This window comes from Gracilibacillus boraciitolerans JCM 21714, from assembly GCF_000521485.1.
Classification (GTDB): domain Bacteria; phylum Bacillota; class Bacilli; order Bacillales; family Amphibacillaceae; genus Gracilibacillus; species Gracilibacillus boraciitolerans.
On the sequence record NZ_BAVS01000013.1, the window covers coordinates 1 to 23269 of the forward strand.

A 23269-nucleotide genomic window follows, 5' to 3' on the forward strand; every position below is an offset into this window, starting at 1 on the left:
ATGATCATCAATGGCGACATCCGCTAAACCAATCTCTTTAAGTTCAGCTGCCAAAGCATTTACCAGCTCCCATTGACCTTGTGTGGAAGGACAATCAGGATTATTTTCATCTGATTGTGTATTAATTGTTACATAGTTAGTTAGTCTATCGATTAGTTTCTGTTTCATTCCTTTTTCGACTCCTCTAATTTTTCTGTGATATGGTTAAACCATGTGGCCCATTCCTTAAGTCCACCTATCATTTTATACTGCTCAATCGATGAGGGTAACGACTTTATTGCATTACCGCCAATAACAAAGTGAGGAGAATGAGGGCATTGCCTCTGTATATCATGTATCACATTCTCAAGATGAACAGCGTGTTTGGTCATTGTAATAGATAAACAGACTAATTTTGCTTCATTTTCATTTATGATTTGAATCAGACTGTCATTCGGGGTATTTTCTCCAACGAACAACACGTTTAATCCGCGACGTTTAAGAAATAACGAAAATAATAATAATCCTATATTGTGTAATTCCTCAGGCGGACATAATGCCACGACTTTAGACGCGGTCTGACTCTCAAGCTTTATTTTATGAAAATACTCATTTATGATACGTAACAAATAGTGACTGATAAAGTGTTCCTGAGCAACGTGCAGTGTACCTTGTTTCCAATAATTTCCAACATTATGAAGGATCGGAACAAAAATATAATGAAATATTAATTCATAGTCAAAGTTTCGCAACAGTTGATCAATATGTGTGGTAGCACGGTCTGTATTATATTCTTTTAAGGCATTAAAAATTATTGTTACATCTTCATGGAACTGCTCGTGATCCAGAGCATCGATATCAGGAAAAAGATTTTGCTTCTTTTCTTTTAAAAGTCGCATGGCTTCTTTGACTGAGATTTTTTTTGCTTCTCTTTCTTTAATGACCCATAATAAATCTTCAATATTTTCTTCTGTATAAATTCTGGTACCACCCTCTGTCCGCTCTGGTTTAATCACCTCATAGCGATTTTCCCATGCGCGTAATGTAATTGGGCCTATGCCAGTCAGTTCAGCTACCTTTTTAATACCGTACATGCACGTATCCTCCTTGATTGCCTTCCTAGTTTATCACACACAAACATTTCAATAAAAAGATATTATTTGTAAATCAAAACAAAAACATATGCAATAGTTATACAAACAATTTATAATAAAAGCATCGATAAATCACTATAAAGAGGTGTACAAAGATGACAGACTCGATTCATCAACGTAAAAGTGAACATATAGAACTTAGTCTGACAGAAGGAGCATTGGGTGAGAATATTACCAATGGGTTTGATAGCTATCATTTTAGACATAATGCACTTCCGGAAATAGATTTTAATGATATTGATCTCACTGCTACCTTTTTTGGACAGACTTTATCGGCTCCTTTTTTAATAAGCTCGATGACAGGTGGAGCGGAGATGGCAGAAACGATTAATCGCAATTTAGCGATTGCCGCAGAGCAACAAGGTTGGATTTTTGCCTTGGGATCTACCGAGTGATGCTGGAAAGCGAAAAGTACCGAAAATCATTTCAAGTGAGACCCTATGCACCACACATACCTATTATTGCTAACCTGGGTGCTGTACAACTTAATTATGGTGTAACGTTAGATCAGGTGAAGCAGATAATGGAATGGACAGATGCCAATGCGCTTGTTTTACATTTGAATACGATTCAAGAAGTTATTCAATCTGGGGGAGACACGAATTTTAGTGATTTATTGTCGAAAATCGAACGCTTAATTCGTGAATTGTCGATTCCGGTTGGAGTGAAAGAAGTGGGCTTTGGTATTGATGGACAGACGGCTAAATCATTGACAGATATTGGCTCTTCTTTTATTGATGTGGCAGGTGCTGGTGGGACGTCATGGAGCCAGGTGGAAAAACTGCGTTCGAAGGAAAAGATAAAAAAACAAGCGGCAGAGGCAATGGCTACCTGGGGCAATCCCACGGCAGTTTGTTTAACGGAGCTATCCACAACAATTCCAAACCAGACAGTGATTGCAAGTGGTGGCATTCGTAATGGTTTACATGCAGCTAAGGCGCTAGCGCTTGGTGCTGATTATGCAGGTTTTGCGCGTTCTATTCTAAAAGAAGCCATTCAGTCAGAGGAAAATGTGATAGAATGGATGCAGGTTCGTGAGTTAGAATTGCGAATGGTGATGTTCGGTATTGGAGCCCAAAATCTTCATGCCTTGCGAACAACAGATAGACTGATTGAAAGCTAGAGGTGTTTGAATTGGCGGAACAGGAAATATTTGATCTAACGATTATAGGTGGCGGAACAACAGGTTTATTTGCTGCTTATTATGGCACCATGCGTAAAATGAAAGTAAAAGTTATCGAATCCCAAGCTCAATTTGGCGGAAAAGTAATGCAGTTTTTCCCAGAGAAATTAATCTATGATATTGGTGGATTCCCTGCTGTTTTTGGTGAGACTTTAGTGAAACAAATGATTGAACAAGCAAACCGTCATCAACCAGTGATGATAAATAATGAATGGATCGAATCGATCGAACAATCGGGAGATCTTTTTATTTTAATCGCAGCTAATGGGGCGAAGCACTTTACGAAAACAATCTTGCTTGCAACAGGATCAGGCACCTTTCATACGAAGAGAACAAACGAATGGCAGTCATTGCCGTTTCCAGAATTCAGGAAACAAGTAGCTACTAATCTTATGGACCGAGACAAATATGAGGATAAAAATGTAATTATTGTTTCCGATAATAAAACAGGTGTTGGATGGGCGTTATATTTGAAAGATAAAGCAACTTCCGTCATAGTTATTAACTCTTCTAATCAGTTTCACCATGTGAAAGAAGCGGATTTAGAGCAATTACTAGAAAGTAATGTCCAGGTTTATTTCAACAGCGAATTAACTGATCTCGATGTAGACGATCAACAATTAAAGGCTGTTAACATTACGACAGAGAATAAAATAAATCTTCGATTGAAAGCAGAAGAGATGCTTACCTTTCACGGTTTGGAACTTCAGGCCACTCCATTAAATCAGTGGGGGGGGATAGAGACTTCGATTGGCAGGATTGTGTAGAAGGTAACATGGCAACAAATGTGCCAGGTATATTTGCTGCCGGTGATATCGTTCAATATGAAGGGAAAACCAACCTAATTGCATCTGGTTATACCGAAGCGATTACAGCAGTCAACAAAGCTCATAAATTTATTGATCCTAAAGTAACAGAACAATTATATAGTACAGTCCTTTACCGTTAATTTTTAGGATCAATCGGTCACATCTTCTGGTCGTTTGCCCCCCCACTTTAATTCGGTAATACTTAAACCGAAATCCATTTGTAAATGGGGATAATCGCTAAAGCGAGTAAAGTCTCCACCCCCCCAGGAAAATCCAAGTAATTTGGCAATTTCGACAACTTCCATCCAATCACTTTGTCCATTTTGATTCCCATCGTATTCTAAATCCCATATCACATTATTTTGACTAGGCTGTAAGGCAAAGTCAATTGCAAGGCCATAATTATGATAGGATTCTCCTCCTTTGGCATAGGTTACAATGTTTCCGTCTGTTTCACGCCCTTTTTTGTAGATAGCGTTTTGTTCATCGACAGATCGAAAGCCATCTGTAATAATAATGGATATTCCTTGTTGATTAGCCTGATGAATTAATAGTTCACGAGCATCTTCGACAAGTGGATGCAGGGATGTTGGATTTGGTCAATTACTGTATTTTTGATATTGAAAAAATAGATAGCTAACTAAGACTAGTAACAAAATTATTATAATTGCGCGTAATTTCATGCTTTTCCCCCCCTTTATTTTGTAATGCGAATCATTCCGTATTTGCTAAATATATGATACTATATCATTATTGAGAAGTAACATGAGGCATTTCTCGATCACAAATTTTTAGAAAATTATAAATATAAGGAATTCTAGCTGTCATGCTGGAAAATATAGTTGGGAGGCAAAATGGAATGGGGAAAGACTTACGTATCAAAAGTAATGTGTTTGACGATGCAAAACGTGCTCCAAACCGTGCGATGTTGCGTGCAGTAGGGGGGGTAACAGATGAAGATTTCAAAAAACCGATGATTGGAATCGCAAGCACATGGAGTGAAGTTACACCATGTAATATTCACTTAGATGATTTAGCGCTTCAAGCAAAACAAGGGGGGGCACGTGAAGCTGGCGGTGTGCCAATGATCTTTAATACGATTACTGTTTCTGATGGTATTTCAATGGGAACTGCAGGTATGCGCTATTCACTTCCAAGTCGTGATGTGATTGCGGATTCTATTGAAACAGTAATAGGTGCAGAGAATTTAGATGCCTATGTTGCGATTGGTGGTTGTGATAAAAATATTCCAGGTTGTTTAATCTCGATTGCACGCTCAGATGTACCAGCAGTATTTGTATATGGTGGTACCATTGCGCCGGGTTACCGAAATGGTCAAAAACTAGATATCGTATCTGTTTTTGAAGGTGTTGGCAAACATAACAACGGAGATATTGACGATGAAGAATTAAGAGGTATTGAATGTAATGCATGTCCAGGTGCTGGTTCATGTGGTGGTATGTACACTGCAAATACAATGGCAACAGCTGTTGAAGCACTTGGTATGAGTTTACCCGGGAGTTCTTCTAATCCAGCTGAATCACCTGAAAAATGGGAAGATTGCAAGAAAGCAGGCGAAGCAGTTTATCATTTATTAGAAGAAGATATCTATCCAAAAGATATATTAACAAAAAAAGCATTTGAAAATGCAATTACAGTTATTATGGCATTAGGTGGTTCTACCAATGCGGTATTGCACTTATTAGCAATTGCTAATGCAGCTGAAGTGGATTTAACAGTGGATGACTTTAATCGTATCCAGGCAAAAGTGCCACACTTAGCAGACTTAAAACCAAGTGGTAAATATGTAATGGAAGACCTGCATAAAATTGGTGGGGGTTCCAGCCGTTATGCGTCTCTTATTAGATAATGGATTCTTACATAGTGATTGTCTGACCGTAACTGGTAAAACACTTGCTGAAAATTATGCAGATGCACCGGTTCTTTCTGATGATCAAGATATCATTCATCCATTAAGTAACCCATACCGTGCAGACGGTCCATTGATCATATTGAAAGGTAACCTTTCTCCAACAGGTGCGGTTGCGAAGGTATCAGGAGTGAAAGTAAAACGTCACACTGGACCAGTTCGAGTTTTCAATAACGAGGATGAAGCAACCAATGCCGTAATGAATAATGAAATCAATGAAGGTGATGTGCTTGTTATTCGTTATGTAGGACCTAAGGGTGGACCGGGAATGCCAGAAATGCTTTCCATTTCAGCTATCCTGGTTGGTAAAGGTCTTGGTCAATCTGTTGCATTATTAACGGATGGTCGTTTCTCAGGTGGAACCCATGGTCTTGTAGTAGGTCATATTTCACCAGAAGCACAATCCGGAGGTCCGATTGCTTTTCTAGAAGAAGGCGATATGGTTACAATTGATTCGGAGCAAAAAGAACTTTCCATGGATGTTTCTGAGGAAGAATTAGCAAAACGTCGTGCCAAATGGCAGGCTCCAGAACTTTATAAACGAGGTATTTTAGGGAAATACGCACATAATGTATCATGTGCTTCACAAGGCGCTGTAACAGATTATATTAATCGCAATGATCAATAAAATAAAAGAGATGTCCTTTCTAAAAGGGGGCATCTCTTTTTATGTAAAATCACTGTTTGTTACCAAATCCTTTTCTTCACGAGAATTCAGCATTGCTTGACGGGAAATCCCTTCCACTTCACGGGAAAAGTTACTCTCTTAACTGGAAAAATGGATAATTCCCGTGAAGCAATCAATAATTCCCGCCAACAGCACAACATTTCCCATGAATAAAGTAAGTATATCAGCTATGAACGAAAAAAATTCATCACGATTCTTTTAGTATTGAATAATACTTGAAACAGGGAAATCCTCAAGATTAACATCAAGCGGTTCTCCTAATATATGTTTTGCTAATTCCTTCCCGATAAAAGGACCAGTGGTTAGACCGGAGGAGCCTAGTCCATTTGCTGTATATATTCCTGGATGGTGCGGCAGTTCACCGAATACCGGCAAAAAGTTAGGTGCTACAGGACGAAAACCAACTTCTACCTTTAACAGCTTGCTTTGAGCAAGGGAAGGAGCAATGGTAAAGGTGTCCGTAAATATTTGATGAATTCCCCCAGGTGTTACATCTGTATTAAATCCCGCATCATCTTCATGGGTGGTGCCCACAGAGAGGACCCCCCCTTCTTCAAAAGGTACCATGTAATGAGAACCAGGTGGCATGATTACTGGCCATTCTCCAGTCTCATCATCGATTTTTAATGTGGCAATCTGTGCTTTTTGAGGTTTTACCTGCCCTTGAATTCCTAACGGTTTTACCAGGTCTGTAAACCAGGCACCTGCTGTTAGTACGATCTTATCTGCCTGAATTTGCTCTCCATTCACAGAAATAATATCGTCGATAAAACATGCTTCGCCGGTGAGAAAAGTTACTCCATTTTTTCCGCAAGCCGTTAATAAGGCTTGTCGGAGCTTTTCTCCGTGTACTCTCGCTCCACCGCTCACATATAAGGAAAAATAGCCATCTGCTACCAAGGGGAATTTCTCTTGTGTTTCCGTGGTGTTTAACCAATGAATGTCTCCAATTTCTGGCGCAGTTTTTTTTCTTTTTCTGACTATTTCTAATATGTTATTTAATCGTTTTTCATCATCTTTTACAATAAGGGTTCCTACTTGCTTATAACCTGTGTCTTTAATGCCAAGTTGCTCTAATTCCTGAATTAATTGGGGGGGGTAATACTTTGCGCTTTTTGACGCCAGGGAATACCATGCCTTATTTCGACGTTGAGAAACCCACGCAGATGATTCCAGCAGCTGCACTTGTTGCTCTGCCGTCAAAATTGCCATCAATTAATAATACTTCATGGTTTGACTTAGATAGTTGATAGGCAACAGAGACCCCCCCAACTATCCCTGCACCAACGATAATAATTTTACTCATATAGCTCACTCTTTTCACACATAATCTAATGGTAGTTTGCAATAGACGTCAGAGAATAGCAAGCAATCCCAATTATTTCAAAGTATTATTTTATGTAGAATCGATACCTAAATGAAGCAAGATGTGCTATAATTATTCATAAAAGTTTGAAAATTTTAAAAACATAGATAATGGGGGGGAATAGGGGGGGAATGAAGAAAAATATATTTTTCTTATTTGTGATGGCCTTCTTCAGTATGCTTGTTTTAGCAGCATGTGGAACAAGTGAGGAAAGTGAAGGTACAAATGGTTCATCAAGTGACGCGGGTACAGAAGAAACAGCCGAAGAAACTGAAAGTGAACAAGAAGAAGCATCAACGGAAGATGAAGTATATCAGATTGGTGCGACTCAAATAGTGGAGCATCCATCTCTAGATGCAGCATTTGAGGGTTTTAAACAAGCTATAGCAGATGCGGGTCTAGAAGCAGAGTATGATTTTCAATCCGCTCAAAATGATCCAAATAATGCAAGTACAATTGCTAATAACTTTGTAGCGGATGGAGTTGATTTAATTTTTGCTAACTCTACTCCAAGTGCACAAAGTGCCTTAAATGCAACAAGTGATATTCCTATCCTTTTCACTTCTGTAACAGATGCAGTCGAAGCTGGACTGGTGGAAGCAATGGATCAACCAGGAGACAATATTACTGGTGTGTTAGATATGCATCCTGATTCTATAGCAAATACAATTAAATTTATTGATACTTATTTTGAAGGATCGACAATCGGGCTGGTTTACAGTGCTGGTGAAGCAAACTCAGTCGCACAAATTGAAGCAGTAAATGCAGCGGTGGAAGGAACTAGCCTTTCAACGGTTGAGGCAACAGTAGGAAATTCCTCTGAAGTACAATCTGCAACTAATTCGTTAGTGGGAGAAGCAGATGTATTTTATATCATTACAGATAATACAGTCGTTTCTGCACTTGAAGCTGTAATAGCTATAGCAGAAGAACAGGATATTCCAATGATTGTTGGTGAACCAGATTCAGTAGCACGTGGCGGTTTTGCTACATTTGGAATCGATTATCATACCATCGGTTACCGTACTGGTGAAATGGCTGTTGAAGTTTTAACAGGAGAAAAAACAACAGCAGATATTCCAGTAGAAGTGCCACCAAACATGCAGTTATTTATCAATAAGGAAGCTGCAGAGGCACAGGGTGTCGAATGGCATGAAGACTGGGATAAAGATGCAGAATTATTAGAACCAGCTCAAGAGTAATAAATAGTTCAGGAAAGCCTCGACATTTATCATTATGGTGGGTGTCGGGGGGGTTTTCTCAGAATTGATGTGCAGAAGGAAAGGAAGTTTATCATGGGTTTAGATAGTATTTTTATCTCTTTATTTGGAGCAGTGGAATCAGGCATCATTTATGCATTAATGGCGTTAGGCGTTTATCTTTCATTTCGTATTTTAGATTTCCCTGATTTAACGGTGGATGGTAGCTTTGTTACTGGTGGAGCAGTTGCAGCTATCTCTATTGTGAATGGAGTACCACCAGTATTAGCAACATTTTATGCTGTTTTAGCTGGTTTTGCCGCTGGTGTGATTACTGGAATTTTGAATACGAAAGGAAAGATTAATCCACTATTATCAGGTATTCTAATGATGATTGCCCTTTATTCAATCAATCTTCGCATTATGGATAAGCCAAATATTGCATTACTTAATGAACCGACGATGTTTAATCAAATTGAAGGATTTTGGGCAACATTGGGAATCAATAATTTTTTAAATGGGATAATAGCTACTTTAGGAATTGAACGGATGCCTGGAACATGGGCGGTCCTTATCATAATGATCGTTATTACGTTAGTGGTAAAATTCATTACCGATTATTTTCTGAAAACAGAAGTTGGATTAGCCTTACGGGCTACTGGTGATAATGAGAAAATGATCCGTAGCTTCTCTGCAAATACGGCTATTTTGACGATAGTTGGTTTAGGCATATCTAATGCTCTCGTAGCATTATCAGGTGCATTAATTGCACAACACGGTGGATTTATCGATGTCAACATGGGTATAGGGATGATTGTAATTGGTTTAGCATCTGTTATTATCGGAGAAGCATTATTCGGCACCAAAACGATTGCCCGGACAACACTGGCTGTCATTGGTGGCGCGATTGTGTATCGGATTGTTTTGACGTTTGCGTTGAAATTTAAATATTTAGAAACGGGTGATGCGAAATTAATTACAGCTGTAATTGTAATTCTTGCTCTCGTCACACCAAAAATTATCGCCACGCAAAAAGAGGCAAGCAGTAAACGAAAAAAACGAGCAATGCTTGCTAAAGCAGAGGGGGGTTAACAATGCTTAATATGAAAAGTATCTCGATCACATTTAATGAAGGGACATTGGACGAGAAAAGAGCATTGCAGAATGTTAGCCTTGATATGAAAAAGGGTGATTTTGTTACAGTAATCGGTAGTAATGGTGCTGGTAAATCAACTTTAATGAATATGATTTCTGGTTCGATAAAGCCCGATGTTGGGACAGTAGAGATTAATGACCAAAATGTTACCATGCTGCCTGAATATAAACGTTCTCAATATATCGGACGTGTTTTTCAGGATCCCATGGCAGGCACAGCTCCAACCATGACCATAGAAGAAAATTTAGCGATGGCATATGCCGAAATAAACAGCGCACGCTTAAAATTGGGGTTAGTAAAAAGAGAAAAAAAATGTTTAAAGAGCATTTAGCAACACTTAACATAGGTTTAGAAGATCGTTTAAATGCAAAAGTTGGCTTATTATCTGGTGGAGAACGTCAAGCTCTGTCCTTATTAATGGCAACTTTTACTGAACCGAATATCTTATTGTTGGATGAACATACGGCAGCATTAGATCCATCGCGGGCTGAACTCATTACTAATTTAACTGGAGAAGTTGTCGAACAATTTGAATTGACGACTCTAATGGTAACTCACAATATGCAACAAGCATTAGACTTAGGAAATCGTCTGATTATGATGGATAAGGGTCAGATTATATTCGAAGTATCTGGGGAAGAGAAACAGGGCTTAACGATTGAAAAGCTATTACACGAGTTTCAGCGGATCCGGGGAACTCAAATGGAAAATGATCGGGCAATACTTGGATAAAGATAAGACAGTTGCTTATTGAGAATAATGCAGCTGTCTTTTCTAACAACAGGAAAGAAGGGATAGGAAATGAAATACGGTTTTGCAGAACGTGTAAAATATATGAAATCATCAGCTGTTCGGGATATTTTAAAAATTATTAATCAAGGGAATATCATTTCTTTTGCAGGAGGGTTACCTGAAGAGAGTTTGTTTCCTGTCGAAGCAGTTGATAAGGCCTTTCATAAAGCGATCACCACAAATAATAAGACACTTCAATATGGCGAAACAGAAGGGGGTAGCTGAGTTACGATCCTTATTAGCGGAACGAATGAAACAAAAGGGATTAAATAGATTGGCAGAAAATATATTGGTTACTTCCGGAAGTCAACAAGCGATAGATATTTTCTCGCGAGTCATGTTTAATAAAGGTGATGTAATTTTAACGGAAAACCCGACATATTTGGCAGCCTTGCAGGTTTTTGAATCATATGAAACGAACGTAGTTGCTGTTGAATCGGATGATGATGGCATGATATTGACTGATTTAGAAGAGAAAATAGAACGACTAAAGCCAAAGTGTATTTACGTTGTGCCGACTTACTCCAATCCAACAGGAAAGGTATGGTCTTTAGAACGACGCAAGAAACTGTTGGAATTAGCAAATAAATATCACGTAGTTATTTTTGAGGATGATCCATACGGAGAATTACAATTTGATGAAAAAGCGGCACCACCCTCTATTGCATCCCTGGATAATAATGATCTGGTTCTATATACAAGTACCTTCTCAAAAACAGTGGTTCCAGCGATGCGAATTGGCTGGATTGTCGGACCACATCAAATAATTCGAATCATGGCGCAGGCAAAGCAAGCAACAGATCTGCACACCAATTCTATTAGTCAGCACGCTTTAATCCATTTGTTACATGACTTTGATATCGATGAACATATTCAAATCATTCGAAAAACTTATTATGAGCGTATGCTTGTCATGAAAAGGTTACTCGATTCAGTAGAGATTGATGGACTAGAGTATATTGTGCCAAAGGGTGGTATGTTTTTCTGGGTGAAATTGCCTGATCATATTAATACGAAGAAGCTATTGAATGAGGCTGTGAAGGAAGGCGTAGCATTTGTTCCTGGTGCACCTTTCTATGTATCTGAACCAGATCAAACTACTCTAAGGTTGAACTTTACTAATTCAGAGCCTTCCCTGATTGAAGAAGGTATGAAACGTTTTGTGAAGGTTTTGGAAGCCACAAAGCAACACGCCTAACGATGTAGAAATAATGGTAAACGGTGATGTTACTTTTAATAAGTTACATCACCGTTATTTTATAAAACTAACATTACACGCCCAATATTTTCTTCCACCATGGCTTTTTTTCATTCTTTTTAGCAGGATGTGGCTCTTTCTCTTCGGGTAAGAATATTTCTTCTTTATCTACAGCTACCTTGGAAGCTAATACGATACCGTAATCACTTTCAGCTTCACGGTTGGTTACAGATGTATAACTAACCTCGTGTTTGTTTGCTATGTCACGAAAGGGTTTAAAAAAGCGGAAATTCATATTACCATTCATAAGCAATGTTGCTTGTGGGTATTCAAGGATAGCTTTTTCAATTTCTGGCAGCCCTTTCTCACCGCGCACCTCTGATTTACTTAAAACTAAGATAACTCTTTCTCGATAGGTGCCAAGAAATTTCCTCTTTTCGTCGGGATTGATTTCTCTTTTCCCATAAATTCCTTCCTGTAAATAATCGTCTACATCTTTACTCGCCATTTCTAACACCTCAATTTAAATATTCTTACTAATAGTATATACAAAAAAGAAAAACTCCCCCCCAATGAAAAAGGGAGCTTTTGAAAAAGAATTTTAGTTATGTCAACAATAGAAATTGTGGATGTTCTATTAGCTAATATTTAATCTTCATCTACAGGATAAACACCGTTTTCGTCATGTACTTCCTTACCTGAAAGTGGTGGGTTAAATACACAAATCATTCTCATATCTTCTTTAGCACGAAGCAGATGTTCATCATTTTTATCTAATGCATATAACGTATCTTTAGTTATAGGCCATACTTTATTATCACTTAGTGTAACAACTTCACCTTCACCTTCAATACAATAAACGGATTCAAGGTGATTTTGATACCAGATATGAGTTTCAGTTCCTGCTTTAATAATAGTATCGTTAACGGAGTAACCCATACCGTCTTTTTTCATAATAAGTCGGCGGCTTATCCAGTTACCTCCGTCAACATCGAATTCAGTTCCTAGTACGTCTTCTAGTTTAACTACTTTCATAAGATAAATGTCCTCCTGTATTTTCTGTTGTATATTGTAATCTGATTAAAATTAATTAGTAACAGGATCTTTCACTAATCCTTTAACACTTTCTTCAATGATTTCAAGACCTCTTTGCAGATCCTCTTTTGGAATATTTAAGGCCGGGAATAATTTGAAAACTTCATCATTAGGTCCAGCTGTTTCCATAATTAAGCCTAACTCAAAACAACGAGCAGTTACTTTTGATGAAAAACCTTCTACTTCGGAAGCAATACCTACCATAAATCCGCGGCCACGTACTTCGCCGTTGATTTCAGGATATTTTTCTACTATATCCTCCAGGAAGCTGTAGATAATTTCTGATTTTTCATGAATTTCTTCTTCAAATGAAGAATCCATCCAAAAATCTAGTGCAGCTGTTGCTGTAACAAACGCATGGTTATTACCACGGAAGGTACCATTGTGCTCACCAGGCTTCCAAATATCTAATTCAGGTTTAATTAATGTTACTGCTAATGGCAAGCCATAACCACTTAATGATTTAGAAAGGCAGATAATATCCGGCTTAATTCCAGCTGCTTCAAAACTGAAGAAAGTTCCAGTACGGCCAATACCTGCTTGCACTTCATCAACAATTAAAAGAATGCCCCAACGACGACAGATTTCTTCAATTTGTTTTAACCACTCAAATCGAGCTGCGTTAATTCCACCTTCACCTTGTACTGTTTCTACGATCATGGCTGCCGGAATTGCTACACCACTACCCTTATCTTCTAGAAATCTTTCAAGATATACAAGTGTATCATGATCCACATAGTTATCATATGCCATTGTTACTGTGTTTTGCAGCGGAATACCAGCACCCTGACGTTTCATTGAATTACCTGTTACAGATAGTGCGCCGATGGTCATACCATGGAAGCCCCCAGTAAAGCTGATAATATCCGTACGACCTGTCACTTTACGTGCTAATTTCAAGGCGCTTTCTACTGTGTTTGTACCAGTTGGTCCTGGAAACATTACTTTATAGTCAAGGTTACGTGGGTGAAGAATTACGTCATAAAATTTTTGTAAAAACTCTGCTTTGGCAGTAGATGCCATATCTAGTGAATGGGTAATACCATCACTCATAATATAATCTACTAATTTTTGTTTCATGTGATCATTGTTGTGGCCATAATTAAGTGCACCAGCACCTGAAAAGAAATCTAAATATTCTTTGCCGTCTTCGTTCCACATTTTATGATCTTTAGCTTTTGTAAAAACAGTTGGGAAATTACGAATATAACTGCGTACTACGGATTCGTGGTTATTAATAATATCAAGATTTTTGCTCATCTAATTTGTTCCTCCTGTTTTTTTATATATTAAAATGATTTTAAAGATATTCAAGAGTAGAGTTCATAAAACTAGGTTAAATCACTTGTTAATAGGTCCAACTATAAACTTTAGCTCTTCTTCATGTTCATCACCTGGGAAAATATCTTTGGTAAAAAACTCGCTGGAAGTAATATCTGTTTGAAAATCTCGAGCTAATTTCTGGAATAAGGATTGTGATGCTTTGTTTGAGGGTGTAATAGTTGCTTCGACAAATTTCACGTTTTGACACCCTTCACTGTTCAATAAGTGATGCAACATGTTGGATGCAATCCCTTTTCCTCGCTGTGAAGCGTCAACACCTACTTGCCAAACAAATACTGCATCTTGTTTTTTTGGAGGGATAAATGCGGTAATAAAACCAACCACTTGGTTACCTTGTTTTGCAACGACACAAGTATCACTAAAATACTCACTCATAAGAATGTATTTATAAGAAGAGTTTGTATCTAATGTTGAATTTGCAACTAATTCCCACAGGGCTGCCCCATCATGTTTAGTTGGTTGTGAAAATACAACCTCATTAGACGGAGTAGAATTATTTTTATAATTAATCACTGTTTGCTCCTTTCTTATTTGGCAACATTTATTTACGCAAATAGTACGTTATATATGATATAGGGATATGGGAAGATTATCAAATCTCTTATAGAGTGATTAAACAGTATGAACCTTCTTATGTTTTGATGAGCGTAATTCTAGTCGAATAACTTTATATTTCCTTCAATATTGTTACGTATACTTACAAATTTGCAAAATTTACTGAAAATAAATCAGTTTATTTTATCTTTCTGTTATGTAATTAAAAAATCCGAACGATAATGAAATTCTAATCGGATAGAATTCGCATCATCATCGTTCGGATTTTGGTTTCACCTTATTTTTTTAAGTGTGCAGGAACTTCGACATCAAGCTTAGCTGCAATACCCTCTGCTAGCTCTGGATCAACCTTATAGAAGTTTTCCAATTGACGCTCTACTACACCTGCTTGCGTTACTCCACTCATATGATCAGCAAAATTCTGGATTAAACGTTCACGTTCACCTGCATCCATTACTTCACGGAAAAGTGCACGTGGCTGTGAATAATGGTCATCGTTATCATATGGAACACTGTCAGCAAAACCAGAAACTTCAAATGGTGTTTGCTTGTTTTCAGGAGTCTCAACCGGAGCTCCATCGACACTATGTGGTTCATAGTTAATTTGGCTGCCACCATTACCATCAAAACGCATATAACCGTCACGTTGATTGTTATTTACTGGTGCTATTGGACGGTTGATTGGCAATGCTTCGTGATTAGCTCCAATACGATAGCGATGAGCATCAGAATATGCAAACAAACGACCTTGAAGCATTTTATCCGGAGATGCTTCAATACCAGGAACAAAATGTCCAGGAGAGAATGCTGCTTGTTCTACTTCAGCAAAATAATTTTCAGGGTTACGATCCAATACCATTTTACCAACTTCTACTAGTGGGTAATCAGAGTGTGGCCAAACTTTGGTTACATCAAATGGATCGTAACGATAATTTTTCGCATCTGCTTCAGACATAATTTGAACCTTTAAAGTCCATGAAGGATAATTTCCTTCTGCAATAGCGTTAAATAGATCTTCTGTATGATAATCTGGGTTTGTACCAGCTAATTTATCTGCAAGGTCAACATCTAAGTTTTTAATTCCCTGATCCGTTTTGAAGTGATATTTAATAAAGACAGCTTCCCCCCCGTCTTTATTTACCCATTTAAACGTATGGCTTCCATACCCATTTTGATGACGAAGCGTTGCTGGAATACCACGATCTGAGTGTAAGATAGTAATTTGATGAAGTGATTCCGGTGATAATGACCAGAAATCCCAAGTCATATTAGGGTCTTTTAGATGTGTTTGTGGATGACGTTTTTGAGTATGAATAAAGTCTGGAAATTTAATCGCATCACGAATAAAGAAGACAGGCGTATTATTTCCAACTAAATCATAATTACCCTCATCTGTATAGAATTTAACAGCGAAACCACGAGGGTCACGAACTGTATCTGCTGATCCTAATTCCCCCCCTGCAACTGTTGAAAAACGAATAAACATTGGTGTTCTTTTACCAACTTCAGATAAGAAGTCTGCTTTTGTATATTTTGAAACATCATTTGTAACTTCGAAGTATCCATGTGCACCTGCACCTTTAGCATGAACCACTCGTTCAGGTACTCTTTCACGGTTAAAGTGAGCTAGTTTTTCTAATAAATGTACATCTTGAATTAATGTTGGTCCTCTGTTTCCAGCTGTAATGGAATTTTGGTTATCTCCTACAGGCATACCAGAAGCCGTTGTTAAGTATTTTTTTTCTTCACTCATATATATAGCACCTCTCCTTTAATAAATAGTACATACTTTATTATAATACAAATTTAATAAAAATCAATATTTATTTATAATTATTTTAATTAAGAAATTGTAAAAAAAGAGAGGACCACCTATACGAATAGTGTGACCTCTAATGGATTGGGAAACATCCTCGAAACTTTTGTTGATTGGGGGGGGTAACAAAAGATATGTGTAAAGGGAATGTTTCATCACTGTATGTGATAATTATATTATAACGATAATGATAATCATTTTCAATAGAAAACTTAAAATAATTTAATTTTTAAATTTAATTAAATGAAGCTTCAGTATATTACATCTATTTCAGTGATTCAATGATGAGAAATTTCCTAAGCTAGTGTGTATACTAGATCCATAAGGAGTGGAGAATGGATGGTATTGGATTTACAACAGGTAGGTTTAAAAAAAGATGGTAACTGGATATTAAAGGGAATAGATTGGCACATTGAAAAAGGCGAGCATTGGGCACTATTGGGATTAAATGGAGCAGGGAAAACAGCACTATTACATATGCTTTGTGCCTATTACTTCCCGACAGAGGGAAAAGTGAAGGTAATTAATAAGCAATTCGGAAAAGATGTCTTAGGAGAGCAATTAAGACAACAAATAGGTATCGTTTCCTCCACAATGAAACAAAGAATTTACGGAATAGATAGCGCTTATCAAGTTATTCTAAGTGGTGCTTTTGCCTCTATTGGATTATATGAAACACCAACAGATCAAATGCGTGAGAAGGCACAGCAGCTGTTGAAGGAATTAGACTGTTTCTCATATGCAAATCGCCCATACCGAACTTTATCCCAAGGAGAGCAGCAGCGAGTATTAATTGGACGATCGTTAATGAATGATCCTGAATTATTAATCTTGGATGAACCTACGACAGGTTTAGATTTTATTGCAAGAGAACAATTGTTAGAATCGATTGAGAGAATTAGCCTGGAGAATAATGCACCTTCTATTATATATGTAACGCATCATGTCGAAGAAATCCTGCCAACTTTCTCAAAAACATTACTTTTAAAAAAGGGGCAAGTGTTTAGTCAAGGATTAACAAAGGAAATGGTGGAATCAGAAAACTTATCACAATTCTTTGGTTTACCAGTAGAAGTTGATTGGTCTGAACAACGACCGACTTTAAAGAAGAAATAACGTAGCATAGGAGTAATCGGGAAATATTTGAGATGATAATTCCTGATAATGCCTTTCATTTTGTATCAAATGTAAAATAAAACATCTTTTTGTTAGATAAGTAATTGGCATAGCTTTTCTTACTATTTCTTATCATTTTTTTCATTGTTCCTAATAATATGGGAGTAGAGAATGAGAGAGAAGGTGCCCAAATGATTACATGGTTATCGTTTGTTTTATTATCACTTGCTACTTTTAGGTTAACAAGGTTAATTATTTATGATAAAATTACGGCTTTTATTCGAGCACCCTTTTTTGAAATGGAAGAAAATGGTTATCTGATAGCTCGGTAGAGGAAATAGTGATATTCAAAGGAAATGGCCTAAGGAGATGGATTGGTGAGTTATTAAGATGTCATTGGTGTACGGGTATTTGGACAGCAATCTTTCTCTTTATCGGATTTTACTTCTTTTCTGCAATATTTCTACCTATAATTATTATTTTAGCAATGGCAGGAGTTGCTCCATTATCGAAGTGTTGATATCTTACTTTATTTAATTTTTATCGGCAGTAGTTTTTCTTTGATAACTACTACAGCTACATTTTTTCTTTTTTCGAGCCTTTTTTAGATTTTTTATACTCACATTATTATTTTCCATTATTCAAACTCCTTCACAAAGCAAATTTAAACTATTTCATAACTTATAATATGTGATGCTAAAAGATTCGTTCGGGAAGTAGCGGAAAAACGATAAAAATTAATTTCTGTTGTCTTTTAAATTGCTTAAGATACTTATGTATACAGTTCATGCCAAAATAGCACAAACTATTCGAGCACCTTTGGTTATGGTACAATAAAACCTACATTAATAAAAAGGAAGGATTTAAAATGTGGATTGTCATTATTGTATGTATTGCAGTTGTTATAGGTGTTTTGGCATTATCTATTCTGACTTTAAATAAAGGATATGGATATAAACACACGATAGATCCATTACCAGGTGAAGAAGAGGAAAAGCAAGATCAAAAAGATCAAGATAAGTAAGAAAAAGGATGCCTAATTAGCATCCTTTTTCTTATTATAATGAAGCTGTATAAATTTTTATGGCATCGATTCGGTTTAGTTTTTTAAAGTTTCCGAATTCGGCATTAGCTATTACTGTTTTATCTGCCATTTCTTCCACAGTATCTTCATCGATATTATAATCTGCCAAACGTGAAGGTGCATCAATGGAATTCCAAAATGCGCGAAGCTTTTCAATACCTTCCAGTCCGATGTCTTTATCCGTTTTACCGTCAGGATCTACATCAAAGACTCGGATGGCTAATTGTTTAAAGCGCTCGACATTCTCATCAATTGCATAGCGCATCCAATTTGGGAAAAGAATTGCCAGGCCTCCACCATGTGGGATATCGTGAACAGCTGATACGGCATGTTCCAAGTTATGTGTTGCCCAATCTCCATGGTATCCCATGCTTACCATCCCGTTTAAGGCCATCGTTCCATTATATAATACGGTAGCACGATGCTCTTCATTTTCAAGATCTTCTAATAATTTAGGTGCGGTTTCAACCATCGTTTGCAATATGCCTTCGACCATTCTATCTTGTAATAAAGTATTATTTTCATGATGGAAATAATGCTCAAGTGCATGTGACATAATGTCTACCATACCATAAATTGTTTGATCTCGAGGTACAGACTTTGTAAAAACAGGATCTAAGATAGAGAATACAGGAAACGTATAGGGACTTCCCCCCCAACCGTGTTTCTCTTTTGTTTCCCAATTTGTAATGACAGATCCAGGGTTCATTTCAGATCCAGTAGCTGCTAGTGTTAATAGCGTTCCAAATGGTAAAGCGTCAGAAGCGCTGGTTTTTTTGGTGACAATATCCCAAATATCCTCTTCAGATCTTGCACCAGCTGCAATGGCTTTCGTACAGTCAATCGTACTGCCACCGCCAACTGCAAGTATAAAATCAATCTTTTCATTTTTGCATATCTCAATTCCCTTTCGTGCTGTCGTCACTCTGGGATTAGGTTCCACACCACTTAATTCAAATACGTTTTTATTGGCATTGTTTAATATCGTGATGACTTGGTCGTATAATCCGTTTCTTTTAATACTTCCGCCACCATATACAAGCAAAATATTTGCTCCGTAGTTGGAAAGTTCATTTTTCAGATGTTCCAGTTGTCCTTGACCAAAATACAATCTTGTTGGATTATGGAAAATAAAGCTTTGCATGGTGTTTCCTCCTTGAATTTGATTGAGCCAATAAGTATCTCCATTTAAATATGGCAATATTTTTAACTTGTGTAAAGTGATTTGCATTTTAAATTTTAATGTTTAATAATTGAAGGAAAAGGAATAGTAATAGTAGAATAATTAATATAGAACCTTTTAAACAAGTTCTAATTTTATCGAAGGAGTGGATAGAGTGAGTAACATATTATTTACATCAAAAGCAACTGCACAAGGTGGCCGTGATGGTCATGTAAAATCGGATGATGGGTTAATTGACTTAAATTTAGTAAACCCAGCAGGTGATGGTGACGGGAAAGGCTCTAATCCAGAACAGCTTTTTGCAGCGGGATATTCTGCTTGCTATGATGGCTCGTTAAATTTAATGGCATCAAGGCAAAAAAAAGAAATTGATTCTACTGTCACTGGGGGGGAAGTTAGCTTAATAAAGGACGAAAGTGATGGAGGCTTTAAAATCGGTGTGGTACTAAATGTAGAAATCAAAGGTGTATCACAAGAGGAAGCAGAAGAGTTAGCGAAACAAGCACACGATTTCTGTCCATATTCTAAAGCAACACGAGGAAATATTGAGGTAGAACTAAATACCAAAGCTGTATAAATGAAAAGCACGACATCTTTAATAAAGATGTCGTGCTTTTTAGATGTTAAATTACGAGAACCTTTTACGATTTATGCTTGAAATAATCAGTAAAAGCGTGGAAAACTTCTATTCCCTGATACACCCATACGCTTAATGCAGCAAACGAAAATAACCCGATCACAAAAAATCTAAACCACATATAATCACTCCTTTTAATTATGTTTTAATTTGGATTTAAGGAGTGGATGATCAGATAATTTGATTGATAAAATACAGCGTTTAAAAATATTCAAAACAGCCTTATAAAATATAAAAGACTTAGGAATACAAAAAAGAAGGAACTATACAAAAGGTAATTTTCTTTAAAAATGATACTATCAGCTGAAAAATCAAGTTCCTTTTCGTCAAGATGGTTAGAAATATACTGAGTGTTTTCCATCTCAATAGAAGGATAGCTATGTGAATTCCCATGATAAGTATAAACGAACAATGGAATGACCATCACCATTAACATGAATAGAATAAGTATTTTCCTCATGAGTACATCTATCCCTTATGTTTGTCATTAACCTATTATACTTCCATCATCTTAATCTGCAAAGTTCTCTGTCAGATTATATTTTGTGATAACTACACTTTCAGAATATATGTTGCCTAACATTGATATATGTAATTTTTAAAATTTGGTTCTGATAAAAATTAATGAATATCATTAGTTGGCAGAACTAATTTATTTCGCTGGCGCCTAGTCCAACTAATGTCATGATAAATGTCACAAATAAAATAGACAAAATGGAAGTGTCCCAATCATGCGCCATGTCAAAGATAAACCCGATTAAAATAGGGCCAAGAGATGCTAACAAATAACCAAAGGATTGTGCCATTCCTGATAATTCTGCTGCTTGTCTTCCATTTGTGGTGCGTAAACCAAGTAAAGCTAGCGCTAAACTGATACTAGCACCAAGCATGATACCAATTAATGTTATGGACACAATTGTTCCGATTAGACCGGGCTGAAAATATAAAATAGTATACCCAATCATCCCTGATAAACCAAAAGTTAATACAATAGGCTGCTGATTTGTTAACCTGCCCGCGAGAACAGGTGTGAAAAATGTCGCCGGCAAACTTATAAATTGCAGATAAGCTACATATAAACCTGCATGGGATGTTGAAAAGCCATTTGATATCAGAATTTCTGCTAACCATGAAATAGTCACATAAAATAAAAAGGATTGAAGCCCCCCCATAAAGATGGTAACCTGCCAAGCAACTGGCGATTTTAAAAGCTTTACAGTACTGGGCTCATATAGTTCCTGATTTTTCATCTTAGATCCGTTGTTCATAACGAATACCCAAATTATAATTCCAGTAATTGCTAATATACTCCAACTAGCCAATGACCATTTCCAGCCTAAATCTAAATCCTTTGTTAAAGGAACACTAAGCCCTGATGCTGTAGCTGCGAAAATAGACATAGAAGTCGTGTATACTCCGGTCATCAGTCCGATTTTAGCCGGGAAGTTATTTTTAATTAAACTAGGTAAAATTACGTTAATAATAGCGATGCCGATTCCAATTAGAACAGTGCCAGCAAATAAAAAGAAAATCAGTGATGTGGAACGAATTCCAATACCAATTAAAAGAGTAACCAAACCATATAGGATTGCCTTTTCATTACTTGTATTATTTGCTAACCTCGGTGCAATGGGTGACATAATAGCGAAGGCCAATAAAGGTAAACTGGTCAGTAGACCTACACTCCAATTACTAATCGCTAAATCTTCACGAATAATGCCGAGGATTGGACCGACTGAAGTGATAGCTGGTCTTAAATTAAACGCTAAGATTATAATACCAAGAATAAACAAAATAGAAGAATACTTTTTTCCTGTCATTTTTTTCACCTTTTTTTCAATATTTTAACTAACAATTCAAATACAAAATATGCTAACATAAGAAAGATAGGTTAAATCAGCATCGCATTACAACAGAATAACATATTTCTATTTTGTAGAAAAGTCTTTAGAATGAAAGAAGGTCTAGTATGGATAACAAGTATGTAAAAGAACTGCTTTCTTGGATGAAAGCCTTAGTAGTTGCGATAATCATCGTTGTGATTTGTCGCCAATTCCTTATCACGCCCTCTGTAGTAAAAGGTGAATCAATGATGCCGAATTTAGAGGATGGAGACCGGATTATATTAAGCAAAATTAGCCATATAGATCGTTTTGATGAAATCGCCTTTGAAGCCCCCCCGGATTCTGATGATAATTATGTCAAAAGAGTAATTGGCTTTCCTGGAGATACGATTGAGATGAAAGATGACCGATTGTATGTTAATGGTAAGCTGTATGAAGAAGCCTATCTAAAACAGTCGAAATCAGCTCTTGATAATGGTGAAACATTGACCAACGATTTCAACTTGAAAGACCTCACTGGATATGAACAAGTGCCTAAAGGGAAGCTGTTTGTTTTGGGTGATAATCGCAGAGTCAGTAAAGATAGCCGTCAGTTTGGTTTTATAGATGAAGAGGCTGTTATCGGTGACGTGAAGATGCGTATTTGGCCAGTTGATTCCATTGGAATTATAAATTGATCCATGAGAAGCTTGACATTTAGTTTTTTATTGTACATAGTTGAAATATAAATCCGCTAGGGGGTGCTACAAAAGTAGCTGAGATAAGACGGTTGTTCTTAATCCCTTTGAACCTGAACTGGTTAAAACCAGCGTAGGAAAGTGGAGCCGGATGGTGTAAATAAATACACCGACATTTTGTTGAATCAAAAGCCGCTCCTTTTCCAGGAACGGCTTTTTTATCTGTAAAAAATGTAATCAATCAACAGTAAAAAGCATAATAGACCCAAACTGCGACCTAGTGAAAACTTTTATGGTTGGTTATTCTTAAAGAATATTGATGAGTTTATAACCAACGCTGCGGAAAGCGAAGTATATGGACGGAGCTTTTGTAAACACTTATCGTACTTTCAAAGTAAAGCAGTACTTCGCAGTTTAGTTAAATTGTTTAGTTAGTTTACTGGTTTTGTTTCATTGTTTCATAT

General features: G+C 36.9%; 24 protein-coding genes, 3 pseudogenes and 1 riboswitch. Of the genes and pseudogenes, 16 read left to right on the forward strand and 11 right to left on the reverse strand.

Annotation, left to right across the window (positions count from 1 at the left end):
• Nucleotides 1-164 precede the first annotated feature (164 nt).
• Nucleotides 165-1073 carry a MerR family transcriptional regulator gene (locus JCM21714_RS09385; RefSeq protein WP_035723734.1) on the reverse strand — a complete coding sequence of 303 codons (909 nt, stop codon included), beginning with the start codon at nucleotides 1071-1073 and terminating at the stop codon, nucleotides 165-167.
• 155 nt (nucleotides 1074-1228) lie between these two features.
• Between JCM21714_RS09385 and JCM21714_RS24000 the strand changes: the two genes are divergently transcribed.
• From JCM21714_RS24000 to JCM21714_RS21360, 4 genes are read left to right on the forward strand one after another with little or no spacing between them, the layout of a single operon-like run.
• A complete protein-coding gene (locus tag JCM21714_RS24000) occupies nucleotides 1229-1528 on the forward strand; it encodes an alpha-hydroxy-acid oxidizing protein (RefSeq protein WP_369403528.1) in 300 nt (99 codons plus the stop codon).
• Nucleotides 1528-2256 carry an alpha-hydroxy-acid oxidizing protein gene (locus JCM21714_RS09390; RefSeq protein ID WP_369403529.1) on the forward strand — a complete coding sequence of 243 codons (729 nt, stop codon included), beginning with the start codon at nucleotides 1528-1530 and terminating at the stop codon, nucleotides 2254-2256. Before JCM21714_RS24000 ends, JCM21714_RS09390 begins: the two co-directional genes overlap by 1 nt.
• Before the next feature lie 2 nt (nucleotides 2257-2258).
• Complete coding sequence (locus JCM21714_RS09395) at nucleotides 2259-3083, forward strand: NAD(P)/FAD-dependent oxidoreductase (protein ID WP_235182743.1); 825 nt, start codon at nucleotides 2259-2261, stop codon at nucleotides 3081-3083.
• Nucleotides 3044-3265, forward strand: a complete 222-nt coding sequence (locus tag JCM21714_RS21360; protein WP_235182744.1) for a hypothetical protein — start codon at nucleotides 3044-3046, stop codon at nucleotides 3263-3265. Before JCM21714_RS09395 ends, JCM21714_RS21360 begins: the two co-directional genes overlap by 40 nt.
• Nucleotides 3266-3274: 9 nt before the next feature.
• Here JCM21714_RS21360 and JCM21714_RS09400 read toward each other — a convergent pair.
• Nucleotides 3275-3808: pseudogene (locus JCM21714_RS09400) on the reverse strand (M15 family metallopeptidase).
• Nucleotides 3809-3984: 176 nt separating this feature from the next.
• Between JCM21714_RS09400 and ilvD the strand changes: the two are divergent.
• Nucleotides 3985-5683, forward strand: a pseudogene (gene ilvD, locus JCM21714_RS09405) (dihydroxy-acid dehydratase).
• 258 nt (nucleotides 5684-5941) lie between these two features.
• Here ilvD and JCM21714_RS09410 read toward each other — a convergent pair.
• On the reverse strand, nucleotides 5942-6946 hold the full coding sequence (locus JCM21714_RS09410; RefSeq protein ID WP_268748334.1) for an NAD(P)/FAD-dependent oxidoreductase: 1005 nt from the start codon (nucleotides 6944-6946) through the stop codon (nucleotides 5942-5944).
• Nucleotides 6882-7049 carry an FAD-dependent oxidoreductase gene (locus JCM21714_RS22985; RefSeq protein ID WP_084040667.1) on the reverse strand — a complete coding sequence of 56 codons (168 nt, stop codon included), beginning with the start codon at nucleotides 7047-7049 and terminating at the stop codon, nucleotides 6882-6884. Before JCM21714_RS22985 ends, JCM21714_RS09410 begins: the two co-directional genes overlap by 65 nt.
• Before the next feature lie 191 nt (nucleotides 7050-7240).
• Here JCM21714_RS22985 and JCM21714_RS09415 point away from each other — a divergent pair, with 191 nt between their 5' ends.
• The 5 genes and pseudogenes from JCM21714_RS09415 to JCM21714_RS09430 all read left to right on the forward strand — a co-directional run bounded on the left by JCM21714_RS09415 (nucleotide 7241) and on the right by JCM21714_RS09430 (nucleotide 11454).
• Entirely contained in the window at nucleotides 7241-8311 is a 1071-nt protein-coding gene (locus JCM21714_RS09415) for an ABC transporter substrate-binding protein (RefSeq protein WP_035723737.1), read from the forward strand.
• Between the two features lie 108 nt (nucleotides 8312-8419).
• A complete protein-coding gene (locus tag JCM21714_RS09420; RefSeq protein ID WP_035723868.1) occupies nucleotides 8420-9400 on the forward strand; it encodes an ABC transporter permease in 981 nt (326 codons plus the stop codon).
• A gap of 2 nt (nucleotides 9401-9402) precedes the next feature.
• A pseudogene (locus tag JCM21714_RS09425) lies at nucleotides 9403-10196 on the forward strand (ABC transporter ATP-binding protein).
• Nucleotides 10197-10265: 69 nt separating this feature from the next.
• Nucleotides 10266-10481 carry a hypothetical protein gene (locus tag JCM21714_RS24005; protein ID WP_369403530.1) on the forward strand — a complete coding sequence of 72 codons (216 nt, stop codon included), beginning with the start codon at nucleotides 10266-10268 and terminating at the stop codon, nucleotides 10479-10481.
• Nucleotides 10456-11454 (forward strand): aminotransferase-like domain-containing protein, encoded by a 999-nt coding sequence (locus tag JCM21714_RS09430; protein WP_369403531.1) that lies wholly within the window; start codon nucleotides 10456-10458, stop codon nucleotides 11452-11454. The genes JCM21714_RS24005 and JCM21714_RS09430 overlap by 26 nt, the downstream gene beginning before the upstream one ends.
• 73 nt (nucleotides 11455-11527) lie before the next feature.
• Here JCM21714_RS09430 and JCM21714_RS09435 read toward each other — a convergent pair whose 3' ends face one another.
• From JCM21714_RS09435 to JCM21714_RS09455, 5 genes are all read right to left on the reverse strand, one after another.
• A complete protein-coding gene (locus JCM21714_RS09435; RefSeq protein WP_035723740.1) occupies nucleotides 11528-11962 on the reverse strand; it encodes a YueI family protein in 435 nt (144 codons plus the stop codon).
• Between the two features lie 140 nt (nucleotides 11963-12102).
• Nucleotides 12103-12489: an ectoine synthase gene (locus JCM21714_RS09440; protein ID WP_035723743.1), complete on the reverse strand. Its 387-nt coding sequence runs from the start codon at nucleotides 12487-12489 to the stop codon at nucleotides 12103-12105.
• Between the two features lie 51 nt (nucleotides 12490-12540).
• Nucleotides 12541-13809, reverse strand: coding sequence for a diaminobutyrate--2-oxoglutarate transaminase (ectB, locus tag JCM21714_RS09445; protein ID WP_035723745.1), 1269 nt, complete (start codon nucleotides 13807-13809; stop codon nucleotides 12541-12543).
• Nucleotides 13810-13890: 81 nt separating this feature from the next.
• Complete coding sequence (ectA, locus tag JCM21714_RS09450) at nucleotides 13891-14406, reverse strand: diaminobutyrate acetyltransferase (RefSeq protein ID WP_052000501.1); 516 nt, start codon at nucleotides 14404-14406, stop codon at nucleotides 13891-13893.
• A gap of 319 nt (nucleotides 14407-14725) precedes the next feature.
• Nucleotides 14726-16201 carry a catalase gene (locus JCM21714_RS09455; protein ID WP_035723747.1) on the reverse strand — a complete coding sequence of 492 codons (1476 nt, stop codon included), beginning with the start codon at nucleotides 16199-16201 and terminating at the stop codon, nucleotides 14726-14728.
• 402 nt (nucleotides 16202-16603) lie between these two features.
• On the opposite strand from JCM21714_RS09455, the gene JCM21714_RS09460 reads away from it, so the two are divergent.
• From JCM21714_RS09460 to ytzI, 4 genes are all read left to right on the forward strand, one after another.
• Entirely contained in the window at nucleotides 16604-17380 is a 777-nt protein-coding gene (locus JCM21714_RS09460; RefSeq protein ID WP_035723749.1) for an ABC transporter ATP-binding protein, read from the forward strand.
• Between the two features lie 158 nt (nucleotides 17381-17538).
• Nucleotides 17539-17712: a DUF1360 domain-containing protein gene (locus JCM21714_RS24010; protein ID WP_369403532.1), complete on the forward strand. Its 174-nt coding sequence runs from the start codon at nucleotides 17539-17541 to the stop codon at nucleotides 17710-17712.
• A gap of 8 nt (nucleotides 17713-17720) precedes the next feature.
• Nucleotides 17721-17900, forward strand: coding sequence for a DUF1360 domain-containing protein (locus tag JCM21714_RS24015; protein ID WP_369403533.1), 180 nt, complete (start codon nucleotides 17721-17723; stop codon nucleotides 17898-17900).
• Nucleotides 17901-18248: 348 nt separating this feature from the next.
• A complete protein-coding gene (gene ytzI / locus JCM21714_RS19225; RefSeq protein WP_084040669.1) occupies nucleotides 18249-18404 on the forward strand; it encodes a YtzI protein in 156 nt (51 codons plus the stop codon).
• A gap of 34 nt (nucleotides 18405-18438) precedes the next feature.
• On the opposite strand, the gene JCM21714_RS09470 is transcribed toward ytzI, so the two are convergent.
• Nucleotides 18439-19608 (reverse strand): iron-containing alcohol dehydrogenase, encoded by a 1170-nt coding sequence (locus JCM21714_RS09470; protein WP_035723756.1) that lies wholly within the window; start codon nucleotides 19606-19608, stop codon nucleotides 18439-18441.
• 193 nt (nucleotides 19609-19801) lie between these two features.
• Between JCM21714_RS09470 and JCM21714_RS09475 the strand changes: the two genes are divergently transcribed.
• Nucleotides 19802-20224, forward strand: a complete 423-nt coding sequence (locus JCM21714_RS09475) for an organic hydroperoxide resistance protein (protein ID WP_035723762.1) — start codon at nucleotides 19802-19804, stop codon at nucleotides 20222-20224.
• A 707-nt stretch (nucleotides 20225-20931) separates the two neighbouring features.
• Here JCM21714_RS09475 and JCM21714_RS09480 read toward each other — a convergent pair.
• Nucleotides 20932-22104 (reverse strand): CynX/NimT family MFS transporter, encoded by a 1173-nt coding sequence (locus JCM21714_RS09480; RefSeq protein ID WP_035723764.1) that lies wholly within the window; start codon nucleotides 22102-22104, stop codon nucleotides 20932-20934.
• A 149-nt stretch (nucleotides 22105-22253) separates the two neighbouring features.
• Here JCM21714_RS09480 and lepB point away from each other — a divergent pair, with 149 nt between their 5' ends.
• Nucleotides 22254-22805, forward strand: coding sequence for a signal peptidase I (lepB, locus tag JCM21714_RS09485; RefSeq protein WP_035723766.1), 552 nt, complete (start codon nucleotides 22254-22256; stop codon nucleotides 22803-22805).
• Between the two features lie 48 nt (nucleotides 22806-22853).
• Nucleotides 22854-22962, forward strand: a riboswitch (TPP riboswitch).
• The last annotated feature ends 307 nt before the right edge of the window (nucleotides 22963-23269 follow it).

Coding starts and splice junctions, on each gene's coding strand:
- JCM21714_RS22985 (WP_084040667.1), bottom strand. CDS start 7,049: ATGAGTAAAATTATTATCGTTGGTGCAGGGATAGTTGGGGGGGTCTCT.
- ytzI (WP_084040669.1), top strand. CDS start 18,249: ATGTGGATTGTCATTATTGTATGTATTGCAGTTGTTATAGGTGTTTTG.
- JCM21714_RS24000 (WP_369403528.1), top strand. CDS start 1,229: ATGACAGACTCGATTCATCAACGTAAAAGTGAACATATAGAACTTAGT.
- JCM21714_RS09470 (WP_035723756.1), bottom strand. CDS start 19,608: ATGCAAAGCTTTATTTTCCATAATCCAACAAGATTGTATTTTGGTCAA.
- lepB (WP_035723766.1), top strand. CDS start 22,254: ATGGATAACAAGTATGTAAAAGAACTGCTTTCTTGGATGAAAGCCTTA.
- JCM21714_RS09460 (WP_035723749.1), top strand. CDS start 16,604: ATGGTATTGGATTTACAACAGGTAGGTTTAAAAAAAGATGGTAACTGG.
- JCM21714_RS09455 (WP_035723747.1), bottom strand. CDS start 16,201: ATGAGTGAAGAAAAAAAATACTTAACAACGGCTTCTGGTATGCCTGTA.
- JCM21714_RS09440 (WP_035723743.1), bottom strand. CDS start 12,489: ATGAAAGTAGTTAAACTAGAAGACGTACTAGGAACTGAATTCGATGTT.
- JCM21714_RS24010 (WP_369403532.1), top strand. CDS start 17,539: ATGGGAGTAGAGAATGAGAGAGAAGGTGCCCAAATGATTACATGGTTA.
- JCM21714_RS09435 (WP_035723740.1), bottom strand. CDS start 11,962: ATGGCGAGTAAAGATGTAGACGATTATTTACAGGAAGGAATTTATGGG.
- JCM21714_RS09430 (WP_369403531.1), top strand. CDS start 10,456: ATGGCGAAACAGAAGGGGGTAGCTGAGTTACGATCCTTATTAGCGGAA.
- JCM21714_RS09415 (WP_035723737.1), top strand. CDS start 7,241: ATGAAGAAAAATATATTTTTCTTATTTGTGATGGCCTTCTTCAGTATG.
- JCM21714_RS24005 (WP_369403530.1), top strand. CDS start 10,266: ATGAAATACGGTTTTGCAGAACGTGTAAAATATATGAAATCATCAGCT.
- ectB (WP_035723745.1), bottom strand. CDS start 13,809: ATGAGCAAAAATCTTGATATTATTAATAACCACGAATCCGTAGTACGC.
- JCM21714_RS09480 (WP_035723764.1), bottom strand. CDS start 22,104: ATGACAGGAAAAAAGTATTCTTCTATTTTGTTTATTCTTGGTATTATA.
- JCM21714_RS09390 (WP_369403529.1), top strand. CDS start 1,528: ATGCTGGAAAGCGAAAAGTACCGAAAATCATTTCAAGTGAGACCCTAT.
- JCM21714_RS09385 (WP_035723734.1), bottom strand. CDS start 1,073: ATGTACGGTATTAAAAAGGTAGCTGAACTGACTGGCATAGGCCCAATT.